21 protein-coding genes and 1 tRNA gene are annotated in these 19,092 nt (G+C 63.2%); 2 read left to right on the top strand and 20 right to left on the bottom strand.

Features of this window, described 5'->3' with window-relative positions; genetic code table 11:
- The first annotated feature begins 222 nt into the window (after positions 1-222).
- On the top strand, positions 223-918 hold the full coding sequence (locus AB5Y68_RS01830; protein ID WP_080770122.1) for a family 16 glycosylhydrolase: 696 nt from the start codon (positions 223-225) through the stop codon (positions 916-918).
- Between the two features lie 94 nt (positions 919-1,012).
- Here AB5Y68_RS01830 and AB5Y68_RS01825 read toward each other — a convergent pair.
- Positions 1,013-1,100, bottom strand: a tRNA-Ser gene (locus AB5Y68_RS01825).
- A gap of 198 nt (positions 1,101-1,298) precedes the next feature.
- Between AB5Y68_RS01825 and AB5Y68_RS01820 the strand changes: the two genes are divergently transcribed.
- Entirely contained in the window at positions 1,299-2,048 is a 750-nt protein-coding gene (locus tag AB5Y68_RS01820; protein ID WP_039041345.1) for a DsbA family protein, read from the top strand.
- A 130-nt stretch (positions 2,049-2,178) separates the two neighbouring features.
- On the opposite strand, the gene galE is transcribed toward AB5Y68_RS01820, so the two are convergent.
- From galE to AB5Y68_RS01725, 19 genes are all read right to left on the bottom strand, one after another.
- A complete protein-coding gene (gene galE / locus AB5Y68_RS01815) occupies positions 2,179-3,204 on the bottom strand; it encodes a UDP-glucose 4-epimerase GalE (RefSeq protein WP_039041346.1) in 1,026 nt (341 codons plus the stop codon).
- Between the two features lie 85 nt (positions 3,205-3,289).
- Entirely contained in the window at positions 3,290-4,309 is a 1,020-nt protein-coding gene (locus tag AB5Y68_RS01810) for a hybrid-cluster NAD(P)-dependent oxidoreductase (RefSeq protein WP_039041347.1), read from the bottom strand.
- A gap of 100 nt (positions 4,310-4,409) precedes the next feature.
- Positions 4,410-6,059, bottom strand: coding sequence for a hydroxylamine reductase (gene hcp / locus AB5Y68_RS01805; RefSeq protein ID WP_039041348.1), 1,650 nt, complete (start codon positions 6,057-6,059; stop codon positions 4,410-4,412).
- A gap of 236 nt (positions 6,060-6,295) precedes the next feature.
- Complete coding sequence (locus AB5Y68_RS01800) at positions 6,296-6,763, bottom strand: Dps family protein (protein ID WP_010673329.1); 468 nt, start codon at positions 6,761-6,763, stop codon at positions 6,296-6,298.
- Between the two features lie 130 nt (positions 6,764-6,893).
- On the bottom strand, positions 6,894-7,436 hold the full coding sequence (locus AB5Y68_RS01795) for a DUF3833 domain-containing protein (RefSeq protein ID WP_080768134.1): 543 nt from the start codon (positions 7,434-7,436) through the stop codon (positions 6,894-6,896).
- An 11-nt stretch (positions 7,437-7,447) separates the two neighbouring features.
- The gene (locus tag AB5Y68_RS01790; RefSeq protein WP_039041350.1) at positions 7,448-7,990 is read right to left on the bottom strand and encodes a chalcone isomerase family protein; all 543 of its coding nucleotides are present in this window, start codon (positions 7,988-7,990) and stop codon (positions 7,448-7,450) included.
- Positions 7,947-8,165, bottom strand: coding sequence for a TIGR02450 family Trp-rich protein (locus tag AB5Y68_RS01785; protein WP_010673326.1), 219 nt, complete (start codon positions 8,163-8,165; stop codon positions 7,947-7,949). Before AB5Y68_RS01785 ends, AB5Y68_RS01790 begins: the two co-directional genes overlap by 44 nt.
- Positions 8,162-8,641, bottom strand: coding sequence for a DUF2878 domain-containing protein (locus AB5Y68_RS01780; protein ID WP_039041351.1), 480 nt, complete (start codon positions 8,639-8,641; stop codon positions 8,162-8,164). The genes AB5Y68_RS01785 and AB5Y68_RS01780 overlap by 4 nt, the downstream gene beginning before the upstream one ends.
- 2 nt (positions 8,642-8,643) lie before the next feature.
- Positions 8,644-9,900 (bottom strand): cyclopropane-fatty-acyl-phospholipid synthase family protein, encoded by a 1,257-nt coding sequence (locus AB5Y68_RS01775; protein ID WP_039041352.1) that lies wholly within the window; start codon positions 9,898-9,900, stop codon positions 8,644-8,646.
- 106 nt (positions 9,901-10,006) lie between these two features.
- Positions 10,007-10,786 (bottom strand): DUF1365 domain-containing protein, encoded by a 780-nt coding sequence (locus AB5Y68_RS01770; RefSeq protein ID WP_039041353.1) that lies wholly within the window; start codon positions 10,784-10,786, stop codon positions 10,007-10,009.
- Positions 10,783-12,042: an FAD-dependent oxidoreductase gene (locus AB5Y68_RS01765; protein ID WP_323880254.1), complete on the bottom strand. Its 1,260-nt coding sequence runs from the start codon at positions 12,040-12,042 to the stop codon at positions 10,783-10,785. The genes AB5Y68_RS01770 and AB5Y68_RS01765 overlap by 4 nt, the downstream gene beginning before the upstream one ends.
- Positions 12,039-12,773, bottom strand: a complete 735-nt coding sequence (locus AB5Y68_RS01760) for an SDR family NAD(P)-dependent oxidoreductase (protein ID WP_039041378.1) — start codon at positions 12,771-12,773, stop codon at positions 12,039-12,041. The genes AB5Y68_RS01765 and AB5Y68_RS01760 overlap by 4 nt, the downstream gene beginning before the upstream one ends.
- On the bottom strand, positions 12,770-13,198 hold the full coding sequence (locus AB5Y68_RS01755; protein ID WP_039041377.1) for a nuclear transport factor 2 family protein: 429 nt from the start codon (positions 13,196-13,198) through the stop codon (positions 12,770-12,772). The genes AB5Y68_RS01760 and AB5Y68_RS01755 overlap by 4 nt, the downstream gene beginning before the upstream one ends.
- Position 13,199: 1 nt before the next feature.
- Positions 13,200-14,624 carry a deoxyribodipyrimidine photo-lyase gene (phrB, locus tag AB5Y68_RS01750; protein ID WP_039041376.1) on the bottom strand — a complete coding sequence of 475 codons (1,425 nt, stop codon included), beginning with the start codon at positions 14,622-14,624 and terminating at the stop codon, positions 13,200-13,202.
- Positions 14,621-15,508 (bottom strand): MerR family transcriptional regulator, encoded by an 888-nt coding sequence (locus tag AB5Y68_RS01745; RefSeq protein WP_039041375.1) that lies wholly within the window; start codon positions 15,506-15,508, stop codon positions 14,621-14,623. Before AB5Y68_RS01745 ends, phrB begins: the two co-directional genes overlap by 4 nt.
- 139 nt (positions 15,509-15,647) lie before the next feature.
- Positions 15,648-16,592, bottom strand: a complete 945-nt coding sequence (locus tag AB5Y68_RS01740; RefSeq protein WP_010673317.1) for a DUF523 and DUF1722 domain-containing protein — start codon at positions 16,590-16,592, stop codon at positions 15,648-15,650.
- 172 nt (positions 16,593-16,764) lie between these two features.
- Positions 16,765-17,394 (bottom strand): outer membrane beta-barrel protein, encoded by a 630-nt coding sequence (locus AB5Y68_RS01735; RefSeq protein ID WP_039041374.1) that lies wholly within the window; start codon positions 17,392-17,394, stop codon positions 16,765-16,767.
- A gap of 178 nt (positions 17,395-17,572) precedes the next feature.
- Positions 17,573-18,127, bottom strand: a complete 555-nt coding sequence (locus AB5Y68_RS01730; RefSeq protein ID WP_039041373.1) for a DUF3157 family protein — start codon at positions 18,125-18,127, stop codon at positions 17,573-17,575.
- An 87-nt stretch (positions 18,128-18,214) separates the two neighbouring features.
- On the bottom strand, positions 18,215-19,078 hold the full coding sequence (locus AB5Y68_RS01725) for a hypothetical protein (protein ID WP_162483107.1): 864 nt from the start codon (positions 19,076-19,078) through the stop codon (positions 18,215-18,217).
- Positions 19,079-19,092: the final 14 nt, after the last annotated feature.

Raw genomic sequence — 19,092 nt, 5'->3', positions numbered from 1 at the left:
GGAGTCCGTGCTTTTGCCACCGTTATATACGGTGGCTTTTTTTATTCTGGTTATACCAGCCAGCCGTCATGTCTTTCATACCTTTTTCAGGCAATTTCAAAAATATGAAACTGTCATGACGCGATACCAGTATAAGTTTCAACATCTGTTTATGGCTATTCTGATGCTGCTTGTAGTCATCAATAAAACACTCATTAATAAACACACAGGAATGTGGATAATATGCGTAAATTTGGACTGATGTCAGTATTGCTGATGGCGGGAGGATTATATTCCACTCAGGCATCGGCATGGTGGTGGAGCAATCAGGATTGGCAGGTCTCTGATGGTTGGCGCAATGGCGGGTCAGAATTTGACTGCACCTGGCGTGCCGCCAACGTCTGGATGGAGTCCGGCACGGCCATCCTCCATGCGAAATCCGACAAAGGAAACAAGAGCTGCGCTGAGCTGCGAACCTACAACTACACCCGCAAGGGTCGTTATGAGGTGCAGATGCAGGCAGGATCGGTGCCCGGCACCATCAGCTCCTTCTTTACCTATACCGGAGATGCAGGCACCAGCTCTCACTATGAAGTCGACATCGAGCTGATGGGGGGCACCAACCTGCTCCATACCAACGTCTGGATCCAGGGGCGTCAGTATCCCCAGGACATCGACCTGGGCAAGTACGGTATCTCCATCTGGAACATGGAGCGCTACGCCTTCAACATCGACGAGGCGGGAGTCACCTGGCAGGTCTTCAGCCGCACCCAGAACAAATGGGTGAGCGTGCGCCGCGAGAGCCGCCCCGTCACCAGCTGGATGCAGACGTTTGTGAATAACTGGATCAGCGCCAACCCGAGCTTCCCGCCCAGCTCCTACAACGGCCAGCCCGTCTATGCCAAATACAAGTACGCCAATGTGACGCCCTGGGAGTGATCGCGATGGTCAACTAAATCCGGGCACACGGTGGCATACCCAAAACCGAAGACACAAAAAAGCCCAACTGAATAAATCAGTTGGGCTATATGGATGGCGGAGGAGGTGGGATTTGAACCCACGGATGGTCGCCCATCGCCGGTTTTCAAGACCGGTGCATTCAGCCGCTCTGCCACCCCTCCGCAGCAGTGCGACGCATATTACCCATGCCCCCAGCCCTTGTAAATCCCCACTCCGTTTGTTTGCCCATTTATTGGGCTATCTGGCGCACAAAACCGGCAAAACCGCTGCAAACCGTGCTTTTTCAAGCGGATGGCTTGACTTGAAAACAGACTCACCCACTATAGGGGCCACTACCACATCCCCAGCAAGATGGACTTATGAGAATCAAACATGCCCTGTTCGCCGCCCTGACCGGCGCGACCCTGCTTGCGGCGCCCGTGCAGGCGAGCGAGCTGACCAAGAGCGATGTCGAGCAGATCGTGCGCGACTATCTGGTCAAGAATCCGGAGATCCTGGTCGAGATGTCCAACGCCCTGCGTGCCAAGCAGGAGAGCCAGCAGGCCGAGAACGACAAGACGCTGATAGAAGCCCATGCCAAGCAGCTCTTCGCCAACCAGGATCCCGAGAGCGGCAATCCCAAGGGCAGCCTGACGGTGGTGGAGTTCTTCGACTACAACTGCGGCTACTGCAAGCGCGCTCATCCCCTCATTCAGCAACTGCTCTCTGAGGACAAGGAGATCCGCTACATCTACAAGCAGTTCCCCATCCTGAGCGAAACCTCCTACTACGCCGCCCGCGCGGCGCTGGCGGTGAAGCTCGGCCAGCCCGACAAATACCAGGCCTTCCACGACAAGCTGTACGCCCATCAGGGGCCCCTCTCCGATGAAGCCCAGGTGAAAGACGTCGCCAGGGCCGCCGGCGTGGACTGGAGCAAGGTAGAGGCGAAGATCAAGGACGGCAGCATCGATCAGAATCTGGGTACCAACCGGGCGCTGGCCGAAGCCATGGCCATTTCCGGTACCCCGGCCTTCATCATCGGCGATCAGATCCTGCGCGGCGCACCGCGGGATCTGGCCAGCCTCAAGGCCATCATCAAGGATGTACGCGCCGGCAAGAGCATTCAGTAACCCGCGCGTTGTTCATGAAAAAACGCCCCGGCATGCCGGGGCGTTTTGCTATTCAGGCTGCAAACCATCAGGCCTGATGGGTCGTCGCGAGAAGCTGTCAGCAAGGCGAAGAGCAGCGCATGACCCTTGATCACGGCTTCGCAGCAGGGCCATAACCGTTCGGGTTCTGGCTTTGCCAGCGCCAGGTATCGATCATCATCTGCTCCAGCCCCCGCTCGGCCTGCCAGCCCAGCTCGTCACGGGCCAGGGCCGGTTCAGCCCAGCACTCGGCAATGTCGCCGGGGCGACGGGGCTTGATCTGGTAGGGAATGGCACGGCCACTGGCTGCCTCGAACGCCTTGACCATCTCCAGCACGGAATAGCCCTGACCGGTGCCGAGGTTATAGGTGAAGACGCCGGTATCACTCTTGATGCGGGCCAACGCTTTGAGGTGACCGATGGCGAGATCCACCACGTGGATATAGTCGCGCACCCCGGTGCCGTCCGGCGTCGGGTAGTCGTTGCCAAAGACCCCCAGCTCCTTGAGCTTGCCCACGCCGACCTGACTGATGTAAGGCAGCAGGTTGTTGGGGATGCCGTTGGGATCTTCACCGATGAGGCCGCTCTCGTGAGCCCCCACCGGGTTGAAGTAGCGCAGCAGCACGATGGCCCAGCGAGGATCGGATTTGGAGAGGTCACGCAGGATCTCTTCGACCATCAGCTTGGAGCGGCCATAGGGATTGGTGGCGCTGGTGGGGAAATCTTCCCGCAGCGGTACCGAGGCCGGATCCCCATAGACGGTGGCCGAGGAGCTGAACACCAGCCGGAACACGCCGGCCCTGGCCATCTCTTCGCACAGCACCAGGGTGCCGGTCACGTTGTTCTGATAGTAGGTAAGCGGGATCTGGCCGGATTCCCCCACCGCCTTGAGGCCGGCGAAGTGGATCACGGATGCTATCCTGTGCTCGGCAAACAGCCGCTGCAGGCAGGCTCTGTCCAGAATGTCCCCTTCCACGAAGGTGACCGGCTTGCCGGTGATCCGCTCGACCCGCTTGAGAGACTCGGGGGAAGCGTTGGAGAGGTTGTCCAGTACTACGACCTGCTGCCCGGTACCAAGCAGCTCGACCAGGGTGTGGGAACCGATGTAACCGGCTCCCCCCGTCACCAGAATTGTCATTTTTTATCCCGTACTTTGCTGAAACTGGGGTTGAGTCTACCCGCACGACCCGCCCGGGAAAAGCTCGGGATACCAATGACGCCCGTCAATACTCCAGGCTCACATCCCCTCTGGCGGTGCAGGAACAGGCCAGCGCCACCCCGTTCTCGAGATCTTGCGCGCTCAGGGTCATCACGCTCTGGCGCTCGATTTCGCCTTCCGTGGTGCAGCGACAGGCGCCGCACACCCCGGCGCGGCAAGCGGCCATCATGGTCTCCCCCGCCCCCTCCAGTGCTGCCAGCAGGGTCTGGCCAGGCAGTATCTTCACCTTCTTGCCGCTCTTTTTGAGGGTCAGCCAGAAGTGGTCGCTGCCGGCCGCAACTGGCGCCGCGCCCGATGTCGCAGCAGGCAGGCCGAACGACTCCTGATGCAACTGCCCGGGGGGCAGCCCGAGCCCGGCCAGCATCTCGCTCACCACCGCCATATAGGGGGCGGGCCCGCACAGATAGACGTGGCGGCTCAAGAGATCCGGCGCCAGTTCCTTGAGCATCCCCGGTGTGAGCCGGCCAACCCAGGGATGAGCCGTTGGCGCCTCTTTCCCTACTTTCTCCAGCACTAAAGCATGGCGCACACCGGCATGAGCCTCGGCCAGTGAAGCCAGTTCCCTCGCGAAGATCACATCCCCGGGGGTTCTGGCGCTGTGAATAAAGCGGATATCGGCGTCCGGTCGCTTGGCGAGCTCGTCCCGCAGCATGGCCCACATGGGGGTGATGCCGGAGCCGGCGCTGAGCAGCAGCGGCCGCTCGCAGGGGAGCGCGGTCAGGTGGAAATCGCCGAAGGGGCCGTCTACCCGGATCTCGTCCCCCACTTGCAGGCTCTGGTGCAGATGGTGAGAGACCAGCCCCACATCCTTGATGGTGACCTGCCAGAAAGGATCCTGCGGGCTGGAGGAGAGGGTGTAGGCGCGGCAGTGAGGCTTGCCGTCAATCATCGTGTGCAGGGTGACGCACTGGCCGGCCAGCACGGGTGGCAGGTCGCCAGCCAGAGGGACGAATTGCCAACTGGCTACGTCGTGGGTCTCTGCCCGGCGGGCTATACAGCGCAGGCTCAAAGAGGTGGAGGTCATCGCAAGGCTCCTCTTGCTCGGAAATAGCGTTGAAAAAAGGCGAGCCATCAGGCTCGCCAAAGGCTTACAACATGCTGAGCGTGTAAGGCTGTATCTTTGCTCAGGCCGCCAGGATCTCGGCGAGATCCGCGTCTGCCGTGGTGGTGCCTTTCAGGCCAAACTGCTCCTCCAGCACCTTGAGCAGGGCCGGGGTGAGGAAGGCCGGGGCGGTCGGGCCGGTGCGGATGTCCTTCACACCGAGCGCAAGCAGGGTGAGCAAAATGACGATGGCTTTTTGCTCGAACCAGGAGAGCACAAGGGTCAGGGGCAGATCGTTGACGCCGCACTCGAACGCGTCGGCGAGCGCCAGGGCCAGCTGGATGGCGGAGTAGGCATCGTTGCACTGACCCACATCCAGCAGACGGGGAATGCCGCCGATGTCGCCGAAATCGAGCTTGTTGAACTTGTACTTGCCGCAGCCCAGGGTCAGTAGCAGGCTGTCCTGCGGGATCGCCTTGGCAAACTCGGTGTAGTAGGCGCGCTCGGCACGGTCACCGTCACATCCCCCTACCAGGAAGAAGTGGCTGATTTCGCCAGCCTTGACCTTGTCGATCACTGCGGGAGCGGCCTGCATCAGGGCGTTGCGGGCAAAACCGATGGTGATGAAGTGCTCGAGCTCAACGTGCTTGAAGCCTTCCAGCGCTTGCGCCTTGGCGATCACGGCGGAGAAATCGTCCCCTTCCAGGTGGGTCACGCCCGGCCAGCCGACGATGGAGCGGGTGAAGATGCGATCGCTGTAGTTGCCCACGTTCGGGTCGATGATGCAGTTGGAGGTCATCACCACGGCGCCCGGGAAATTGGCAAACTCCTTCTGCTGGTTCTGCCAGGCGGAGCCGTAGTTGCCCACCAGGTGCGGGTACTGCTTGAAGAAGGGGTAGGCCAGGGCCGGCAGCATCTCGCCGTGGGTGTAGACGTTGATGCCAGTGCCCCTGGTCTGCTCCAGGATGAGCTTGAGATCCACCATGTCGTGACCGGAGACCAGAATGCACTTGCCCGGAACCGGAGTGACGCGAACCTGGGTCGGCTCGGGGTGGCCGAAGGCGGTGGTTTCACCGAGATCCAGCATCTCCATGATCTTGAAGTTGAGCAGGCCAATGTCCATGGCGCACTTGAACAGCGGATCCAGATCGCAGGGATCCGTGCCGAGCCAGCTCATGATGCGATGGAATTCGGCGGCTACCCCGGCATCCTGCTGATCCAGCACCCGGGCGTGCTCCATGTAGGCGGCGGCACCCTTGAGGCCGTAGAGGCAGAGCAGGCGCAGCCCCATGATGTCTTCGTTGACTTCGTTCTTGCCCCGGTTGACCGCGGTCTGCGGCGCCTGGGCCAGCTGGGCCAGCAGATCGGCACCCGGTTCGAAGCTGGCCGCGGCGGGCAGCGTGTCGGCCTGCACCGCCAGCGGTGCCAGCTTGGCGGCCAGTTGCTGGCGATAGGCCAGCGCCTGGTTGACGTAGGCGACGATGCGAGCGGAGTCGAAGTTGACGTTGGTGAGGGTGGCAAAGAACGCCTTGGGCACGAAAGCGTCTATTTCGCTGTCGACGATGCCGTGCTCGCGGGCCGCCAGGGCCCAGGCGCTGAGCCCTTGCAGGGTATAGATCAGCACATCTTGCAGGTCGGAAGTTTCCGCCGTCTTGCCGCACATGCCTTGTGCATAGGCGCAGCCGTTGCCTGCCGGGGTACGAATTGTCTGTTCACATTGCACACAAAACATCATGTCTCTCCTAATTGGACATTTCAGTTATCTGTTTTGTGGCGATTCTATTCCCCTCCTGGAAAACTTAATAGGCATTCAATTTACCAATTAACGTTTCATTGATGCAGATCAAATAGAAAAAAGCCGCCCAAATCGGGCGGCAAGCGGGTGGGAAATCAAGGAGAGACAACTCGGGTTTGCAACAACAGGGGCAATGATACGGGCCGGAGCATGGGCAGCCGGCCCCAGGTTCATCAGGCCAGATAGGCGCGCAGCATCCAGACCAGTTTCTCCTGCTGCTGCACATAGTCGGAGAGGATGGACGCAGTCCCTTCATCACCGGCATCGGCGGCCTGACCCAGGATGCGGCGCTGGGCGACCAGCAGTTCGCGGAAGCTCGCCAGCAGGGATTCCACGCAGGCACGACCGTCATGCAGCCCCTTCTGCTCGGGGATGGCAGACACCTGGATGTAGTCGCTGAAGCTGTGCAGGGGCACGCCATCCAGGGTGAGGATGCGTTCGGCCAGGGCATCGACTTTCAGCAGCAGGTCGTTGTAGATCTCTTCGAATTTCAGGTGCAGCTCGAAGAACTGGTTGCCGCGGATGTTCCAGTGGAAGCCACGGACGTTCATGTAGAGGATCTGGTAGCTGGCCAGCAGCTTGTTGAGCTCGGCGGCCAGGGCTTGTGATTGCACGGTATCAAGACCAATGGGGCTCTTCATGATTCACCTCCAGGTGGTAAGCATTATCGGGAACGGAGTCAGCTTATCCAGAAGCAGACTCAAAGGACAATCGTCTGTGCCTTGCCGATCCATAGCCAATGGCTATCGTCGGCAAAAAATGCACCGGCTTTCATTGCTCAAGCCGTTCGATATAGAGGATCACCTCGCCGAGGTGAATGCCGAACTTGCTGATCTTCGCGCGGTTGATCAGGCGATCGTCGTCCAGCAGATACATCCAGTCATCAAAGCTCACCCTCACCACGCTCTCATCCGGCAGTGCCAGATCGAGTTGATAACGCCAATTGAGGGCAAAGCCCTCTGTCTTGCCTACCGCCTCCCCCACCACGTCTGAAGCCGTGCCGCGCCAGTGGCCATCCGCCCCCTTGCTCAAAAACCAGGTGCGGGTCTGCCGACGGCCATCATCGAAGTAAAACTGCTCGAACAGCTCCCCCTTGCCCTCTCGCCAGTGCCCCTGCATCTCGACCCGAAAGCGACTGGTCACTTCGCCGCTGCGGTCCGTCACCAGGCCGTGGGCCACCAGCTTGCCATTGAAGAAACGGGCGAGATCCCAACCCGGCCGGGAGCCGCGATAATCGTCAAGACCCGCGCCGCAACCAGAGAGCCACAGCAGGGGTAGCAACCAGGCAAGACGCCACCAGGAAGAGAACTTCATGGAATACTCCATCAGGATTGGCCGCGCAGGCGGCGGGTCAGGGCGGGATCCCGGCTGTCGTCAGTCAGCCAGATGGCAAGAAACGCGGGGGCGAAGGCGGGATCATCAAGAGAGCCAAGGAGGCGATCTCGCAACCAGAAGTGGCCCGTGCCTTGCTCGTCCACATAAAAAACCAGCTTGTCGCCGGGGACGACATCCGGCCAGAGCGTGGCCAGTCGAGCCAGCCAGCGTTGGCGCTCACTCTCGCTGCCAAGGCCGAGCCGCTGCCACTCGGCGGCGGTCGCCTCCAGCAGATCCTGGCGCTCGATGGCCCTCGCGTAGGTAATGCTGAGGGCCTGCGGGTAGCGCCCCGGCTGATAGCGGCCGCTCTCGCTGTAGAGGGTGGCGTCATAGAGCTTGAACCAGAGCCAGCGCATCTCCCCCTGTCCCACGGTTCGCAGCCCCTGCCAGGGGGCGGCAACACTCTGGGCGGTCGCAAGCAGTGGCAGGCTCAAGGCCGCCAGCAGCAGGCTAGTTCCACCCCATGTGCCAACGGGCGGGATCCTCCAGTTCATGCCAGTCCATCTCCTGTTCCTGCAGGGTGTTGATATCCTGCATCACCACGCTCGCCAGATGCCCCTGGGCATCGCGCTGGCAGGCCACCACCAGGTAGAAACGCTCGGCCAGCTCGCACTGGCCATCCCTGGTCCACTTGGAAAACAACAAGGTGTCGGTCGAAAAGGTGTTCATCTCGTCTCACCCTCCAGCTTGACCGTTACCCACAGGAGTACGGGTAACCACCACATCCAGATCACCGCCAGCAGCACTGCGCTTGTCCAGATGCCCCAGGGTAAGTTTACTGCCCCCATGGCGGCCCCCGCCATATAGGAGGAGGCGCCCCCTACCATGCCGAACAGCCCCTGTTGCCAGCGCGGCAAGAGGCGAAGCCAGGGAAGGCCGTGGGAGAGGGTCAGGGCGAAACCGCACCAGAGCAGCAACAGCCAGAGCGGAAAACCGGACGGAAAGTGAAACAGGCCGAGGCGCCAGAGCAGGATGTCGAGCAGGCAGCCTGCCAGGGCGACCGGGATGAGGCGCCAGTCCTGCCCACGGCGTGGGGAGAAGATGAAATGGAGCAGCAGCATCCCGAGCAGCGGGCCCGGTTGCTGCCATGTCACCGCCAGCAACCAGTAGAGGTTGAATCCCAGCAGGTGGGCCCACTGCCACATGATCAGCGACCGTGTGCCGGCAAGTCCCCGGACCAGCCATGGGGCCCCGGCTTAGCGGCCTCCAGTTGCACCAGGCTGATGGCCCGCTCCCAGAATCCCCCTTCACAGTAGGCGAAATAGAAGTGCCAGAGCCGGATGAAATCCTGGCTGTAACCGAGCTTGGGCAGCTCCGGGGCCAGCGCCAGGAAGCGTTCGCACCAGTGGGCCAGGGTACGGGCATAGTGGTGGCCGTGATCGTGCAGCCGTACCAGCTGCATATCGGTCTCCCGCGCCAGCAGACCCGCCATCTGGGAGACGCAGGGCAGGCAGCCTCCCGGGAAGATGTAGCGCTGGATGAAGTCCACCCCGCGCAGATACTGGGCGTGACGCTGATCGGCGATGGTGATGGCCTGGATCAGCAGGCGTCCGCCGGGCTTGAGCAGGCGCGACAACTGGCGGAAATAGTCGGGCAGGAAGGCGTGCCCCACCGCCTCGATCATCTCGATGGAGACCAGCTTGTCATAGCGTCCCTCCAGCTTGCGGTAATCCTCCAGCAGCAAGGTGATGCGATCCCCCAGCCCCTCCCGCTCGATCCACGCCTTGGCATAGTCGTGCTGGGCCCGGGAGATGGTAGTGGTGGTGACCCGGCAGCCGTAGTGACGGGCCGCATAGACGGCGAGACCGCCCCAGCCGGTGCCTATCTCCAGCAGGTGGTCGTCCGGCCCAAGCTCAAGCCGCTCGCAGATGGTGCGCAGCTTGGCCTGCTGCCCCTCCTCCAGGGTGGCGTCCGGGTGGGGATAGATGGCGCTCGAATACTGCATGTGATCGTCGAGAAAGCCCTGATAGAGGGTGTTGCCAAGGTCATAGTGGGCGGCGATGTTGGCGCGCGAACCGGTCAGGGTATTGCGATTGAACCAGTGGCGCACCTTGTTGAACGGGAAGCTGAGCCAGCCGAGGCGCCGTTCCAGGGCGTCGAGCAACGGCAGATTGCGGGCCAGCAGGCGCACCAGTGCCACCGGCTCCGGGCTGGTCCAGAGACCCTCCACCCAGGTCTCTCCTGCGGCGATGCTACCCCCCAGCAGCAGGCGGCGATAAAACGCCGGATCCTGCACCACCAGCTCGGCATGCAGGTCGCTGCCCGCCTTGCCGAAACGGTGGCACTCGCTGCCGTCGTGGAGTACCAGCTGGCCCTGCTCAAGGCGCGCCAGCAATTTGAGCAGCAGTTGCTTGGCCCCCTTGTCGATGAAAGAGGCAGAGAGGGTTGATTGAGCAAGTTCCATTAGCGGCTCTCCGAATGGGTCAAGAGTGAGGTCGTTCGGTTGGGATGAACCCGCACCATGGGCTGCTGACAACACCAGGAAGCGGAATTTAACGGGTGTGTCAACGTCACGGGCGGCTCTCCGGATGGGTGAAGACGGGGGTGCGTTTGATAAAAAGGCGCAGGGCCTGCCAGTAGATCCCGAGCAGCACCTTCAGGGTCATCCAGGGCCAGCGAACCAGCAGCGCCGCCAGCCCCTTGCGCGACAGCGGCGCGCGGCGCAGGGCCAGGGTGGCGTCAAACAGCTTGCTCTCACCGGATACGGGGTGGCTCTCGATATGGATCAGCGCCTCCTCTTTCGGCGCCCGGATGCGCCAGTGGTAGCGCATCCCCAGTCCCATGAAGGGGGAGACATGAAAATCCTTGTCATGGGGGGAGAGCGCCGCCAGATCCAGCAGGTAGTAGTGGCGCTCGTTCCAGGGGGTATTGGAGACCTCCGCCAGCAGGTAGCGGGTCTCCCCCGCCCGATCGCAGAAGTAGAAATTGACCGGGCTGAAATAAAACCCGAGGCAGCGCACGTTGCCAAGGAGCAGCACCCGCCCGCCGGGCTCCGCATCCCCCCCAAGGGCCGCCACCTTGTCCCAGACCGCCTGCTTGAGGGGCCCTTCGCTGCCCCGCAGATAGTCCTCGCGGCGAAACGAGAGCAGTCCGGCCCGCTCCACGGCAAACCAGCGCCCCTGCTCAAGCCCAGGCAGTTCGTCCAGATCCAGCCCCAGCATGAAGAGGCTGTATGAAAAAGCGTGGGCCCTGGGGGCGAAGCGGCGATGGCGCACCGAGCCTTGCCAGATGGCGCTGATCCCCTCCCCCATTCCCTCGTCCCCTTGCGTCAAGGCCGCGGCGCCGCTCATAGCTCGGCCCCGAAGCGTCTGGCCACGTCCAGGGCGCTGCGCACCCCGTCCTCGTGAAAACCGTTGTACCAGTAAGCCCCGCAGAAGTGGGTGCGCTGATGGCCACAGATCTCGCCCCGTCGCTGCTGGGCGACGATGGAGCCCTGATTGAATACCGGATGATGATAGACGAAACGGCGCAACACCTTGCTCTCGTCCACCCGTCCACGGGGATTGAGGCTGACGCAGAAGGGCGCGGGGGAGCTCACCCCCTGCAGGATGTTCATGTTGTAGCTCACCAGAGGGCGCGCCCCGTCATCCTCACCGAGCTGGTAGTTCCAGCTCGCCCACGCCTTGCGGCGCATCGGCAGGCAGGAGGCGTCGGTGTGCAGCCAGACGTCGTTGGCCTGATAGGGCATGTTCCCGAGGATGGCCCTCTCTCCGTCGCTCGCATCCGCCAGCAGGGCCAGGGCCTGATCGCTGTGACAGGCGAAGATCACCTCGTCAAAATGGGCCTCCTGCCCCTGGCTGGTGACCACGACGCCATCCGCCACCCGGCGCACCGCCTCCACCGGGGTAGCGAGGCGGATGCGCGACTGCCAGCCCGCCGTGAGCGGCCCTATGTACTCTCGCGAGCCACCCGGGATCACATACCACTGGGGGCGGTTCGCCACCTCCAGCAGCCCGTGGTTGGCGAAAAACCGCAGGAAGAAGCTCAAGGGGAAGGCACGCATGTCCGCCAGGGTGGAGGACCAGATGGCCGCCCCCATGGGCAGGATGTAGTGGCGGGCGAAGTAGTCGCTGAATTTCCCCGCCTGCAGGAAGTCCCCCAGGGTCAGCTCGGGGGTCAGCTCCCGCTGGCGATGCGCGGCCAGCCAGGCCCGCGCCTCCCGGTTGAAGCGCAGTATCTCGGCGACGAAGCGATAGAAGCGCGGGCTCAGCAGATTGCGGCGCCGGGCGAACAGGGTATCGAGGTTGTGGCCGTTGTACTCCATCCCCTCGGGACTCTTGACCGAGAAGCTCATCTCGGCGGGTTGGCGCCCCACACCGATGCGCTCCAGCAATTTGAGGAAGTTGGGATAGGTGCGGTCATTGAAGACGATGAAGCCGGTGTCGATGGCATAGTGGCGCCCAGCCTGTTCCACCTCCACGGTGGCGGTGTGGCCTCCCAGGGTCGGCGCCGCCTCGAACAGGGTGATGTCATGCAGCTTGTGGAGCAGAAAACCGGCGGTGAGACCGGAGATACCGGAGCCGACGATGGCGATCTTTTTCTTCATGAAGGGCGTCCTTTCGAAACGAGTGTGCGGCCAAGGCGCAGCCAGAGCCCCGTCGGCAGAGCGCCGAGCAGGCGCAGCAGCCAGATGAAGCGACGGGGAAAATGGATCTGGTGGCGACCGGCGGCAAGCCCCGTCATGATGGCGCGGGAAGCCTCTTCCACCGTCACCAGGCAGGGCATGGGAAAATCATTCTTGTCGGTGAGCGGCGTCTGCACGAAGCCCGGGCGGATCAGGGTCACCCCGATGCCCTTGTTGGCCAGATCCAGGCGCAACGTATCCGCCAGATAATCGAGGGCCGCCTTGGAGGCGCCATAGGCCTCCGCCCGTGGCAGGGGCAGCCAGCTCACCGAGGAGCTGACGATGGCAAGCCGTCCACCCGCCCCCAGCCGTGGCAGCAAGGCGGCCAGGGCGTTGCCGGTGGCGATGAGGTTGGTCTCGATGACCCGGGCAAACAGGGCGCCGTCAAAGCCTTCTGCCGGATCCATGTATTCACAGTTGCCCGCATTGAGAATGAGCAGGTCGAGGGCGGGCAGGCTTGCGGCCACCCCGGCCATGGCGGCGCTGTCGCGCGCATCGAATCGCAAAGGGGTGATCCCCAGGTCGGCCAGTGCCTGCAAGCGCACCTCGTCCCGGCCACAACCCCACACCTGCCAGCCGGCGCGCCGATAATCCAGCGCCAGCTGGCGGCCGATGCCCGAGGTGGCCCCGGTGATCAGCACCCGGCCGCTCATGTCCCCAGCCTCCCCTTGATGGCCCGTACCACGGGCCCCAGCAGCGGCAACTGCTCGTAGAGCATGGCCCCGAGATCGAAGTAGTCCCGGTGCAGGCACACCTTGCCCCAGGAGTCGAACGTCAGCCGGGTGGCCCCCTCCACCCTGACGGCCCGGCCACCGGCAATCCTGGGGTGGGAGAAGGTCATGACCCAGGCGAGCCAGGCTTCGTTGCCCGACTGCTGCTGACTCGTTATCTCGAAACTGCACTGGGCAAGGCGCTCATAAAGGGAGGAAAAGTAGCGGGTGAGCGCGGCCAGCCCCTCTATCCGGTGCGCAGGATCGATGAAGATCACCTCATCGGCATAGACCTCCGGCAAGCGGTGCAACTGATGCTTGTCCAATTGCAGGTAGAGGATGACAAAGCGGGCCAGCGCGTCATTCATGCTAGTTTTTCTCCAGTTCGCGGAACATCTCGATGGCCCTCACCCGTGCAACGGCATGATCCACCATGGGGGCCGGATAATCCTGCCGCCCCTTGAGCCGCAACCAGCCGTGGGGCTCGTGGAGATAGGCAGCAGGCACATCCGCCAGCTCAGTGACCCAGGTACGAATGAACTCCCCTTGTGGATCAAATCGTTGCCCCTGGGTGGTGGGGTTGAAGACCCGGAAATAGGGCGCCGCATCGGCCCCGGTCCCCGCCGCCCACTGCCAGCCACCATTGTTGGCCGCCAGATCCCCGTCGATGAGCCGGCTCATGAAGTAGTCCTCCCCGAGCCGCCAGTGGATGTGGAGATCCTTGGTGAGGAAGCTCGCCACTATCATCCGCAGCCGGTTGTGCATCCAGCCCGTGGCGTTGAGGCAGCGCATGGCCGCATCGACCACGGGGTAGCCGGTGCGCCCCTCGCACCAGGCGGCGAAGGCATCCGGATCCCAGCTCCACGGCAGGGCCGCCGTCTCCGGCTTGAAGGGGCGGTTCATGGAGAGGCTCGGGATCAGCACCAGCAAGTGGCGGTAGAACTCGCGCCAGATGAGCTCGTTGAGCCAGACGAAACCGGGTTGGGCCTTCGACTGGGGCCGGTAGCCGAGACGCTGCTGCAGCGCCCCCACGCACTGGCGGGCACTGATGATGCCCGCCGCCAGATAGGGGGAGAGCACGGAGGTGCCCGCCAGCGCCGGAAAGTCCCGGGTCTCGCCGTAATCGAGCACCGCCTGATCCAGAAAAGCGTGCAATCGGCGGCTCGCCTCGGCCTCCCCCACCGGCCAGCGGGTGTCCGGCGTCAGATCCCCCAGCCCGTCGTCCACCCACTCCCGCTCGGCCAGGGGCAGCAACGGCAACGGCTCGCCGCGTGGTGCGGGGGCACGGTGAATGACGAAACCATCCTCCTCGAGAGCCTTGAGCCAGGCACGGCTGAAGGGGGTAAAGACCTTGAACATCTCCCCCGACCCGGTCAGCACCCGACCGGGCGGCAGCACGCAGCAGCCATTGAACCAGTGGCTGGTCATGCCCTGCTCCCCCAGCGCGGCGCTGACGGCGTGGTCGCGGCGCAGCTCGTCGATCTCGATGGCCTGGTTGGCGTAGAGCTGGCTCACCCCGAGATCCCGGCAAAGCGCCGTCAGCGCCGTCGGCACCTCGGCAAAGGTCTCGACCCGCAGCAGATGAAGCGGAATGCCGAGCGCCGCCAGCTCGCGGCCCATGGCATCCACCTGTGCCAGCATGAAGCGCTGGCGGACCGGGGCCAGCTTGTGCGTCTGCCACTGGGTCGGCGAGACGATGAAGAGTGCGGCGACCGGTTCATCTCCGGCGCAGGCGTGGCGCAGGGCCGGGTTGTCGGCCAGACGCAGATCGTTGCGAAACCAGACCAGCCTCATGACGGTGTTCTCCCGCCCTTGCCCTTCGCCTTGGCAGTGCGGGTCGTCGCACTGACCTCTGCCAGGGTGGCGTGCCAGTTGCGGGCACGCCGCCACGGCTCATCGTAGAGGCGTCCCAGCTCGCCAAAGAAGCGGGTACCCGCAGGCCATTCGGCGGCCTGGTCCTGCTTGCCGAGCCCGGCCCCCAGCAGGATCAGCCAGGGGGGAGTGGCGCGCCCTTCCAGCAGGGTGGCATGGCGGGGCTCCACCGCCCCCAGCAGTTGCACCTCATATCCCTGACCGATGAGCTCATACGCAGCCCAGACCAGATCCAGCGGCCCCACCTGCCCCCAGCTTGCCAGGGTGACGGGGACGCCCTTCTCCTGCTCGATGAGGTGGCGGGCGAAGCGGGTATGCAGCCAGCCGAGCCACACCTGTTGCAGCAGCTCGCCATCGGGGCGCTCGCGCCACAGCCCCAGCAGCCGCTCCACCAGGGGCTGCAGCACCCGGCTGCGTACCAGCTCGAAGGGGTAGCTCGCCAGCAGATCGCCAAGCTCGGCCTCCGCCTTGCGCTGGTTGAAGGCGAGCAGCGCCTGGCTGAACTGCTCCAGGGTCTGCTGCCAGTGATCGCTCACTGGCGCACTCTGGGGCTCGCTCAGCAGCCCCTTCACCTGACCTATGCTCACCCCCCGCTCCAGCCAGCTCAGGATCTCGCCTATCTGGCGGATATCCTGCTCGCTGTAGAGGCGATGGCCCTTCTCGGTTCGGGCCGGTTGCACCAGCCCGTAGCGGCGCTGCCAGGCGCGCAGGGTGACGGCGTTGACGCCGGTGAGGCGGGAGACCTCGCGAATGGGGTAGACGCCCTCGTCGGGGAGAGGCGCGGCTGCTTGTGATTCATCAGACATGAGAGAGTCCATCAGACGTTGGGAAGAGGCCCCGGTCATCCGCCGGGGCCTGCACAGGGGGTTCAGAGCCCGTAGCGCAGCTTGAGCGTGTCGGGATGAAGGTCGAGGTAGGCCTGATCGGCCAAATCCAGCCACACCTTCACAGCCCGTAACGCAATTTCAGCGTGTCGGGATGGGGATTGAGGTACACCTGCTCGGCGAGATAGGGGTTCGGGTACTCGCGCAGGTAGTGGCGGATCAGGGTAAGGGGCACCAGCAACGGGAAGACCCCGGTGCGGTACTTGTCGATGGTGTCGCACAGCTCCTGCTTCTGGGCCGGGGTCAGCACCCGCTTGAAGTAGCCCTGCAGGTGCATCAGCACATTGGTGTGGCTGCGGCGGTTGGCCCGCAGGGTCAGCGCCGCCATCAACCCCTGGATGTAGCTGTCGGCCACCTCCTGCAGGTTGGCCTTGCCAAGGTTGGCGAGCAGGCGCCCCAGCGCCCGATAGTGGGTGGTGGCGTGGGAGAGCACCAGGTACTTGTAGCGTGAATGGAAGCGGATCAGGGCTGAAGCGGTGATCCCTCGGGCGCAAAGCTGCTGCCAGTCGTGGTAGGCAAAGACCCGCAGGACGAAGTTCTCCCGCAGGATGGGGTCGCACAGGCGGCCATCTTCCTCCACCGGCAGCAGGGGGTTGGCCTCCATCAGCGCCTTGGCGAAGAGGCCGACCCCCTCCTTGGCGCTCCCCTCGTTGTTGGCGCCATAGATGCGCACCCGCTCCATGCCGCAGCTGGGGGACTTGGCGCAGAGGATGTAGCCGGAGAGGAAGTCGAGCTGGCGTGCCTTCTGCTCGCTGAAGGCAATCAGCTTGTCGGTAACGTCGAAGCTGCCGTTGCTTGCCTCGGCCCGCACCTCGCCCTGGCGTTTCACCAGCCGGATGGCGGCGCGGGGTGCGCCCAGGCCAATGGCCATCTCGGGGCAGACGGGGTGATAGTCGAAATGGGCGCCCAGATCCCGTTCGCAGAAACTGGATCGTTTGTGGCCCCCGTCGAAGCGCACTTCCTGGCCGAGCAGACAGGCACTGATACCGACCTTGATCTTGTACATGATGAAGCCCCTTGTATAAGCCTTGAGTAAGTTATAGCAGTTATACAAAAAATTGTAAGCTGTATAACTATTGCGAACTGATACGGCCAGGGGGCGGCGGGCGGATCAGCCCCCATAAAAAAACCCATGACCGAAGTCATGGGTAAAGGTGAAGACCCTGCAGGAAGGATGATCAGAAGCTGTATTTCACACCCAGGCTGGAGATGGAGCCTTTTTGCAGATCCCAGTTGCGATAGGTGTAGTCGGCGGTGAGGGCCAGGTTCTGGGTCAGCTTGTACGCCGCCCCCGCCTTGAAGTCGTGCATGTCGTCGGTCATGTTGGCGTAGCGATAGCCGGTGGAGAGCTCGACGGCGCCGATGTCGTAGCGCAGGCCCACTTCTCCGTAGAGGCTGCCGCTCTTCTTGCGGGCCAGGGTATCCCAACCGGAATGGTTCACATCGGAGGCCAGCTCCCGTTCCAGGCTGTAGCCCATCAGGCCGGTTTCACCGTAGAGGTTCAGGCCGGTGCTGAGGGGGGTGTAGACACCCATCCCCAGGCTGGAGATGGCCATGCTGTCGTTGCCGCTGCTGCGGGAGGTGTATTCGCTGCCGATCCGGCCATAGACATTGCTGGTGAAGCTCTTGGAGAGATCCAGGCTCAGGCCGCCGAAGTCGCGGTTCTCCCCATCCTTGCCACCGATGTAGTCAGACTTGGTGTGGGCCCAGGTAGCAGAGCCCTTGGCATAGCTGAAGGCATCTTGCGCCAGGACGGAGGTGGAAGAGAGACCGGCCAGAACCAGAACAGACAGTGCGATCTTTTGCATTTTGTTGACTCCATGGGTTGAGTTAGGCGGACCTAACTGGAATGGAGCCATTGTGACGGGCAAAGGGGGCAACGCCGAGGAGCAAGCTGTTGCCAAACCATGTCAGATGTAAGCGGATATTGCTGGCGGTTACCGGTGCAACACTCTGCGGGGGAGCGAGGGCTCCCCCGCCGTCATACTAGCGGAACTCCACCTCGTCGATCTGCACCCGCACCAGCGGCTTGCCGGTGAGGCCGGCGGGTCGTGCCAGCTCGATGGCCCGGGAGGCGCGTGCCTCCCCCTTGCGCAGGTAGGAGTCAGGCAGGCGGTTCTCCCCGACCCAGAAGCGCACGGGCTCGCTCGAGAGCTGCACCCCGTCGGCGCTGAACAGGGTCAGGCTGCCGTTGACGCGCACCACGTTGCGACTGCCGGTGTTGCTCACCACGAACTGCAGGCTGAGGGGATCGTCCCCCGCCACCTGGTCCAGCTTCACCGTGATGCCGTCCCGGGTCGCCTGGGAGAGCAAGTCGGGATGGGCCATGGCCTGCTCGGTCAGCACCGGGGCCGCGACACTCGCCGTCACTGCCTGACCGGCTACCGTGGCTGCCGGCTTGACCAGCAGGTATTCCCAGGTGAAATCGTCATTGAGTTGCACCTGGCGACCATCCGGCAAGGTGATCTGGTGCAGGGGAGCCGCCTCGGCCAGCAGAGGGCACAGACAGAGGGCGACCAGCAGTCGGGAGAGGGGTTTCATGGGCAGGCACTCGATAAAGGATGCGAAGGGGCAGTATAAAGAGTCGTGCCCTCCTTGCCTATGCCCCCCCTCACGTTACGCCCCGGCTCAGATGACCAGTGGGTGGGGATCCTCCAGCGTGGCCAGATCCAGGGTCACCAGATCGAACTGGGCACTCCTGAGGGCCTTCTGGATGGTGGGCTGCATGTCGAACACCAGGGCCCGCAGCCGTTCGGGCACCCGGATCCTCGCAAGGGTGGTGACCCTGTCACCCAGGGTATGGAAGAAGACCTGGGCTCCCCCCAGCCCCATGTCCACCAGCATCTGCTCGGCCATGTCGACCATCCGCAGGTGCCGCCTGTCAAGGGAGGTCATATCGACAAACCGCCGGCTCAGGCAGGCCTCCCCCACGTCTCCCCAGAGCGCCAGTTGCCGCTGGTGAAAGCCGTAGCGAAAATCCCGGTTGGTCATCCCCTGCTCGGCAAAGATCCAGAGGGTGTTGGCGGGCAGGCTGTGGAATCGGCGCAGGTACTCCCGCTTCTCCTCCACCGAGGCCGACATCAGCAGCGGCGGGCCCTCTTCATGTTCGAGCTGCTGGCAGAGGTAGCGCACCGGGTCGGTCACCTCGGCGAGGTGGCCCAGGTGGGCGCTGAAGATCATCTCGTCGGTCTTGAGCACCTGATGGGGGATGCCGTAGTGCCGGCAGTAGCGCTGTGCCCTGGCCACCGACTGGCGGCTGAGGGTGGGGTTGTCCAGGGTGATGGCGCGAAATCGCACCCCGCTGGCCCGGCACAGATCCATGCTGTAGCAGGATTCCAGTCGGCCGGAGAAGGAGACAAGCAGTTCGCTGTAACCGGCCAGGGTGTTGATGAGCCTCTGTTCCCTGGCTTGAAAGGTCTGATCGTATCCCCGATTCAGCGCAACGACATTGGCATCCATAACAACAACTCCGGATGATGAACTGGATACCATTTTGCCCGCCCCAA

The organism is Aeromonas sp. R6-1, from assembly GCF_040908165.1.
Lineage (GTDB): Bacteria > Pseudomonadota > Gammaproteobacteria > Enterobacterales > Aeromonadaceae > Aeromonas > Aeromonas caviae.
The sequence above is the reverse complement of the archived record's forward strand: the minus strand, read 5'-3'. Positions and strand labels throughout refer to the sequence as shown.

Bases quoted from the DNA above. Each gene is read 5' to 3' on its own strand.
- AB5Y68_RS01755 (WP_039041377.1), bottom strand. From the start codon at position 13,198: ATGAATGACGCGCTGGCCCGCTTTGTCATCCTCTACCTGCAATTGGAC.
- AB5Y68_RS01745 (WP_039041375.1), bottom strand. From the start codon at position 15,508: ATGTCTGATGAATCACAAGCAGCCGCGCCTCTCCCCGACGAGGGCGTC.
- AB5Y68_RS01790 (WP_039041350.1), bottom strand. From the start codon at position 7,990: ATGAACTGGAGGATCCCGCCCGTTGGCACATGGGGTGGAACTAGCCTG.
- AB5Y68_RS01820 (WP_039041345.1), top strand. From the start codon at position 1,299: ATGAGAATCAAACATGCCCTGTTCGCCGCCCTGACCGGCGCGACCCTG.
- hcp (WP_039041348.1), bottom strand. From the start codon at position 6,059: ATGTTTTGTGTGCAATGTGAACAGACAATTCGTACCCCGGCAGGCAAC.
- AB5Y68_RS01730 (WP_039041373.1), bottom strand. From the start codon at position 18,127: ATGAAACCCCTCTCCCGACTGCTGGTCGCCCTCTGTCTGTGCCCTCTG.
- AB5Y68_RS01765 (WP_323880254.1), bottom strand. From the start codon at position 12,042: ATGAAGAAAAAGATCGCCATCGTCGGCTCCGGTATCTCCGGTCTCACC.
- AB5Y68_RS01725 (WP_162483107.1), bottom strand. From the start codon at position 19,078: ATGGTATCCAGTTCATCATCCGGAGTTGTTGTTATGGATGCCAATGTC.
- AB5Y68_RS01735 (WP_039041374.1), bottom strand. From the start codon at position 17,394: ATGCAAAAGATCGCACTGTCTGTTCTGGTTCTGGCCGGTCTCTCTTCC.
- AB5Y68_RS01830 (WP_080770122.1), top strand. From the start codon at position 223: ATGCGTAAATTTGGACTGATGTCAGTATTGCTGATGGCGGGAGGATTA.
- AB5Y68_RS01770 (WP_039041353.1), bottom strand. From the start codon at position 10,786: ATGAGCGGCGCCGCGGCCTTGACGCAAGGGGACGAGGGAATGGGGGAG.
- phrB (WP_039041376.1), bottom strand. From the start codon at position 14,624: ATGAGGCTGGTCTGGTTTCGCAACGATCTGCGTCTGGCCGACAACCCG.
- AB5Y68_RS01760 (WP_039041378.1), bottom strand. From the start codon at position 12,773: ATGAGCGGCCGGGTGCTGATCACCGGGGCCACCTCGGGCATCGGCCGC.
- AB5Y68_RS01775 (WP_039041352.1), bottom strand. From the start codon at position 9,900: ATGGAACTTGCTCAATCAACCCTCTCTGCCTCTTTCATCGACAAGGGG.
- galE (WP_039041346.1), bottom strand. From the start codon at position 3,204: ATGACAATTCTGGTGACGGGGGGAGCCGGTTACATCGGTTCCCACACC.
- AB5Y68_RS01800 (WP_010673329.1), bottom strand. From the start codon at position 6,763: ATGAAGAGCCCCATTGGTCTTGATACCGTGCAATCACAAGCCCTGGCC.
- AB5Y68_RS01795 (WP_080768134.1), bottom strand. From the start codon at position 7,436: ATGAAGTTCTCTTCCTGGTGGCGTCTTGCCTGGTTGCTACCCCTGCTG.
- AB5Y68_RS01810 (WP_039041347.1), bottom strand. From the start codon at position 4,309: ATGACCTCCACCTCTTTGAGCCTGCGCTGTATAGCCCGCCGGGCAGAG.
- AB5Y68_RS01740 (WP_010673317.1), bottom strand. From the start codon at position 16,592: ATGTACAAGATCAAGGTCGGTATCAGTGCCTGTCTGCTCGGCCAGGAA.
- AB5Y68_RS01785 (WP_010673326.1), bottom strand. From the start codon at position 8,165: ATGAACACCTTTTCGACCGACACCTTGTTGTTTTCCAAGTGGACCAGG.
- AB5Y68_RS01780 (WP_039041351.1), bottom strand. From the start codon at position 8,641: ATGTGGCAGTGGGCCCACCTGCTGGGATTCAACCTCTACTGGTTGCTG.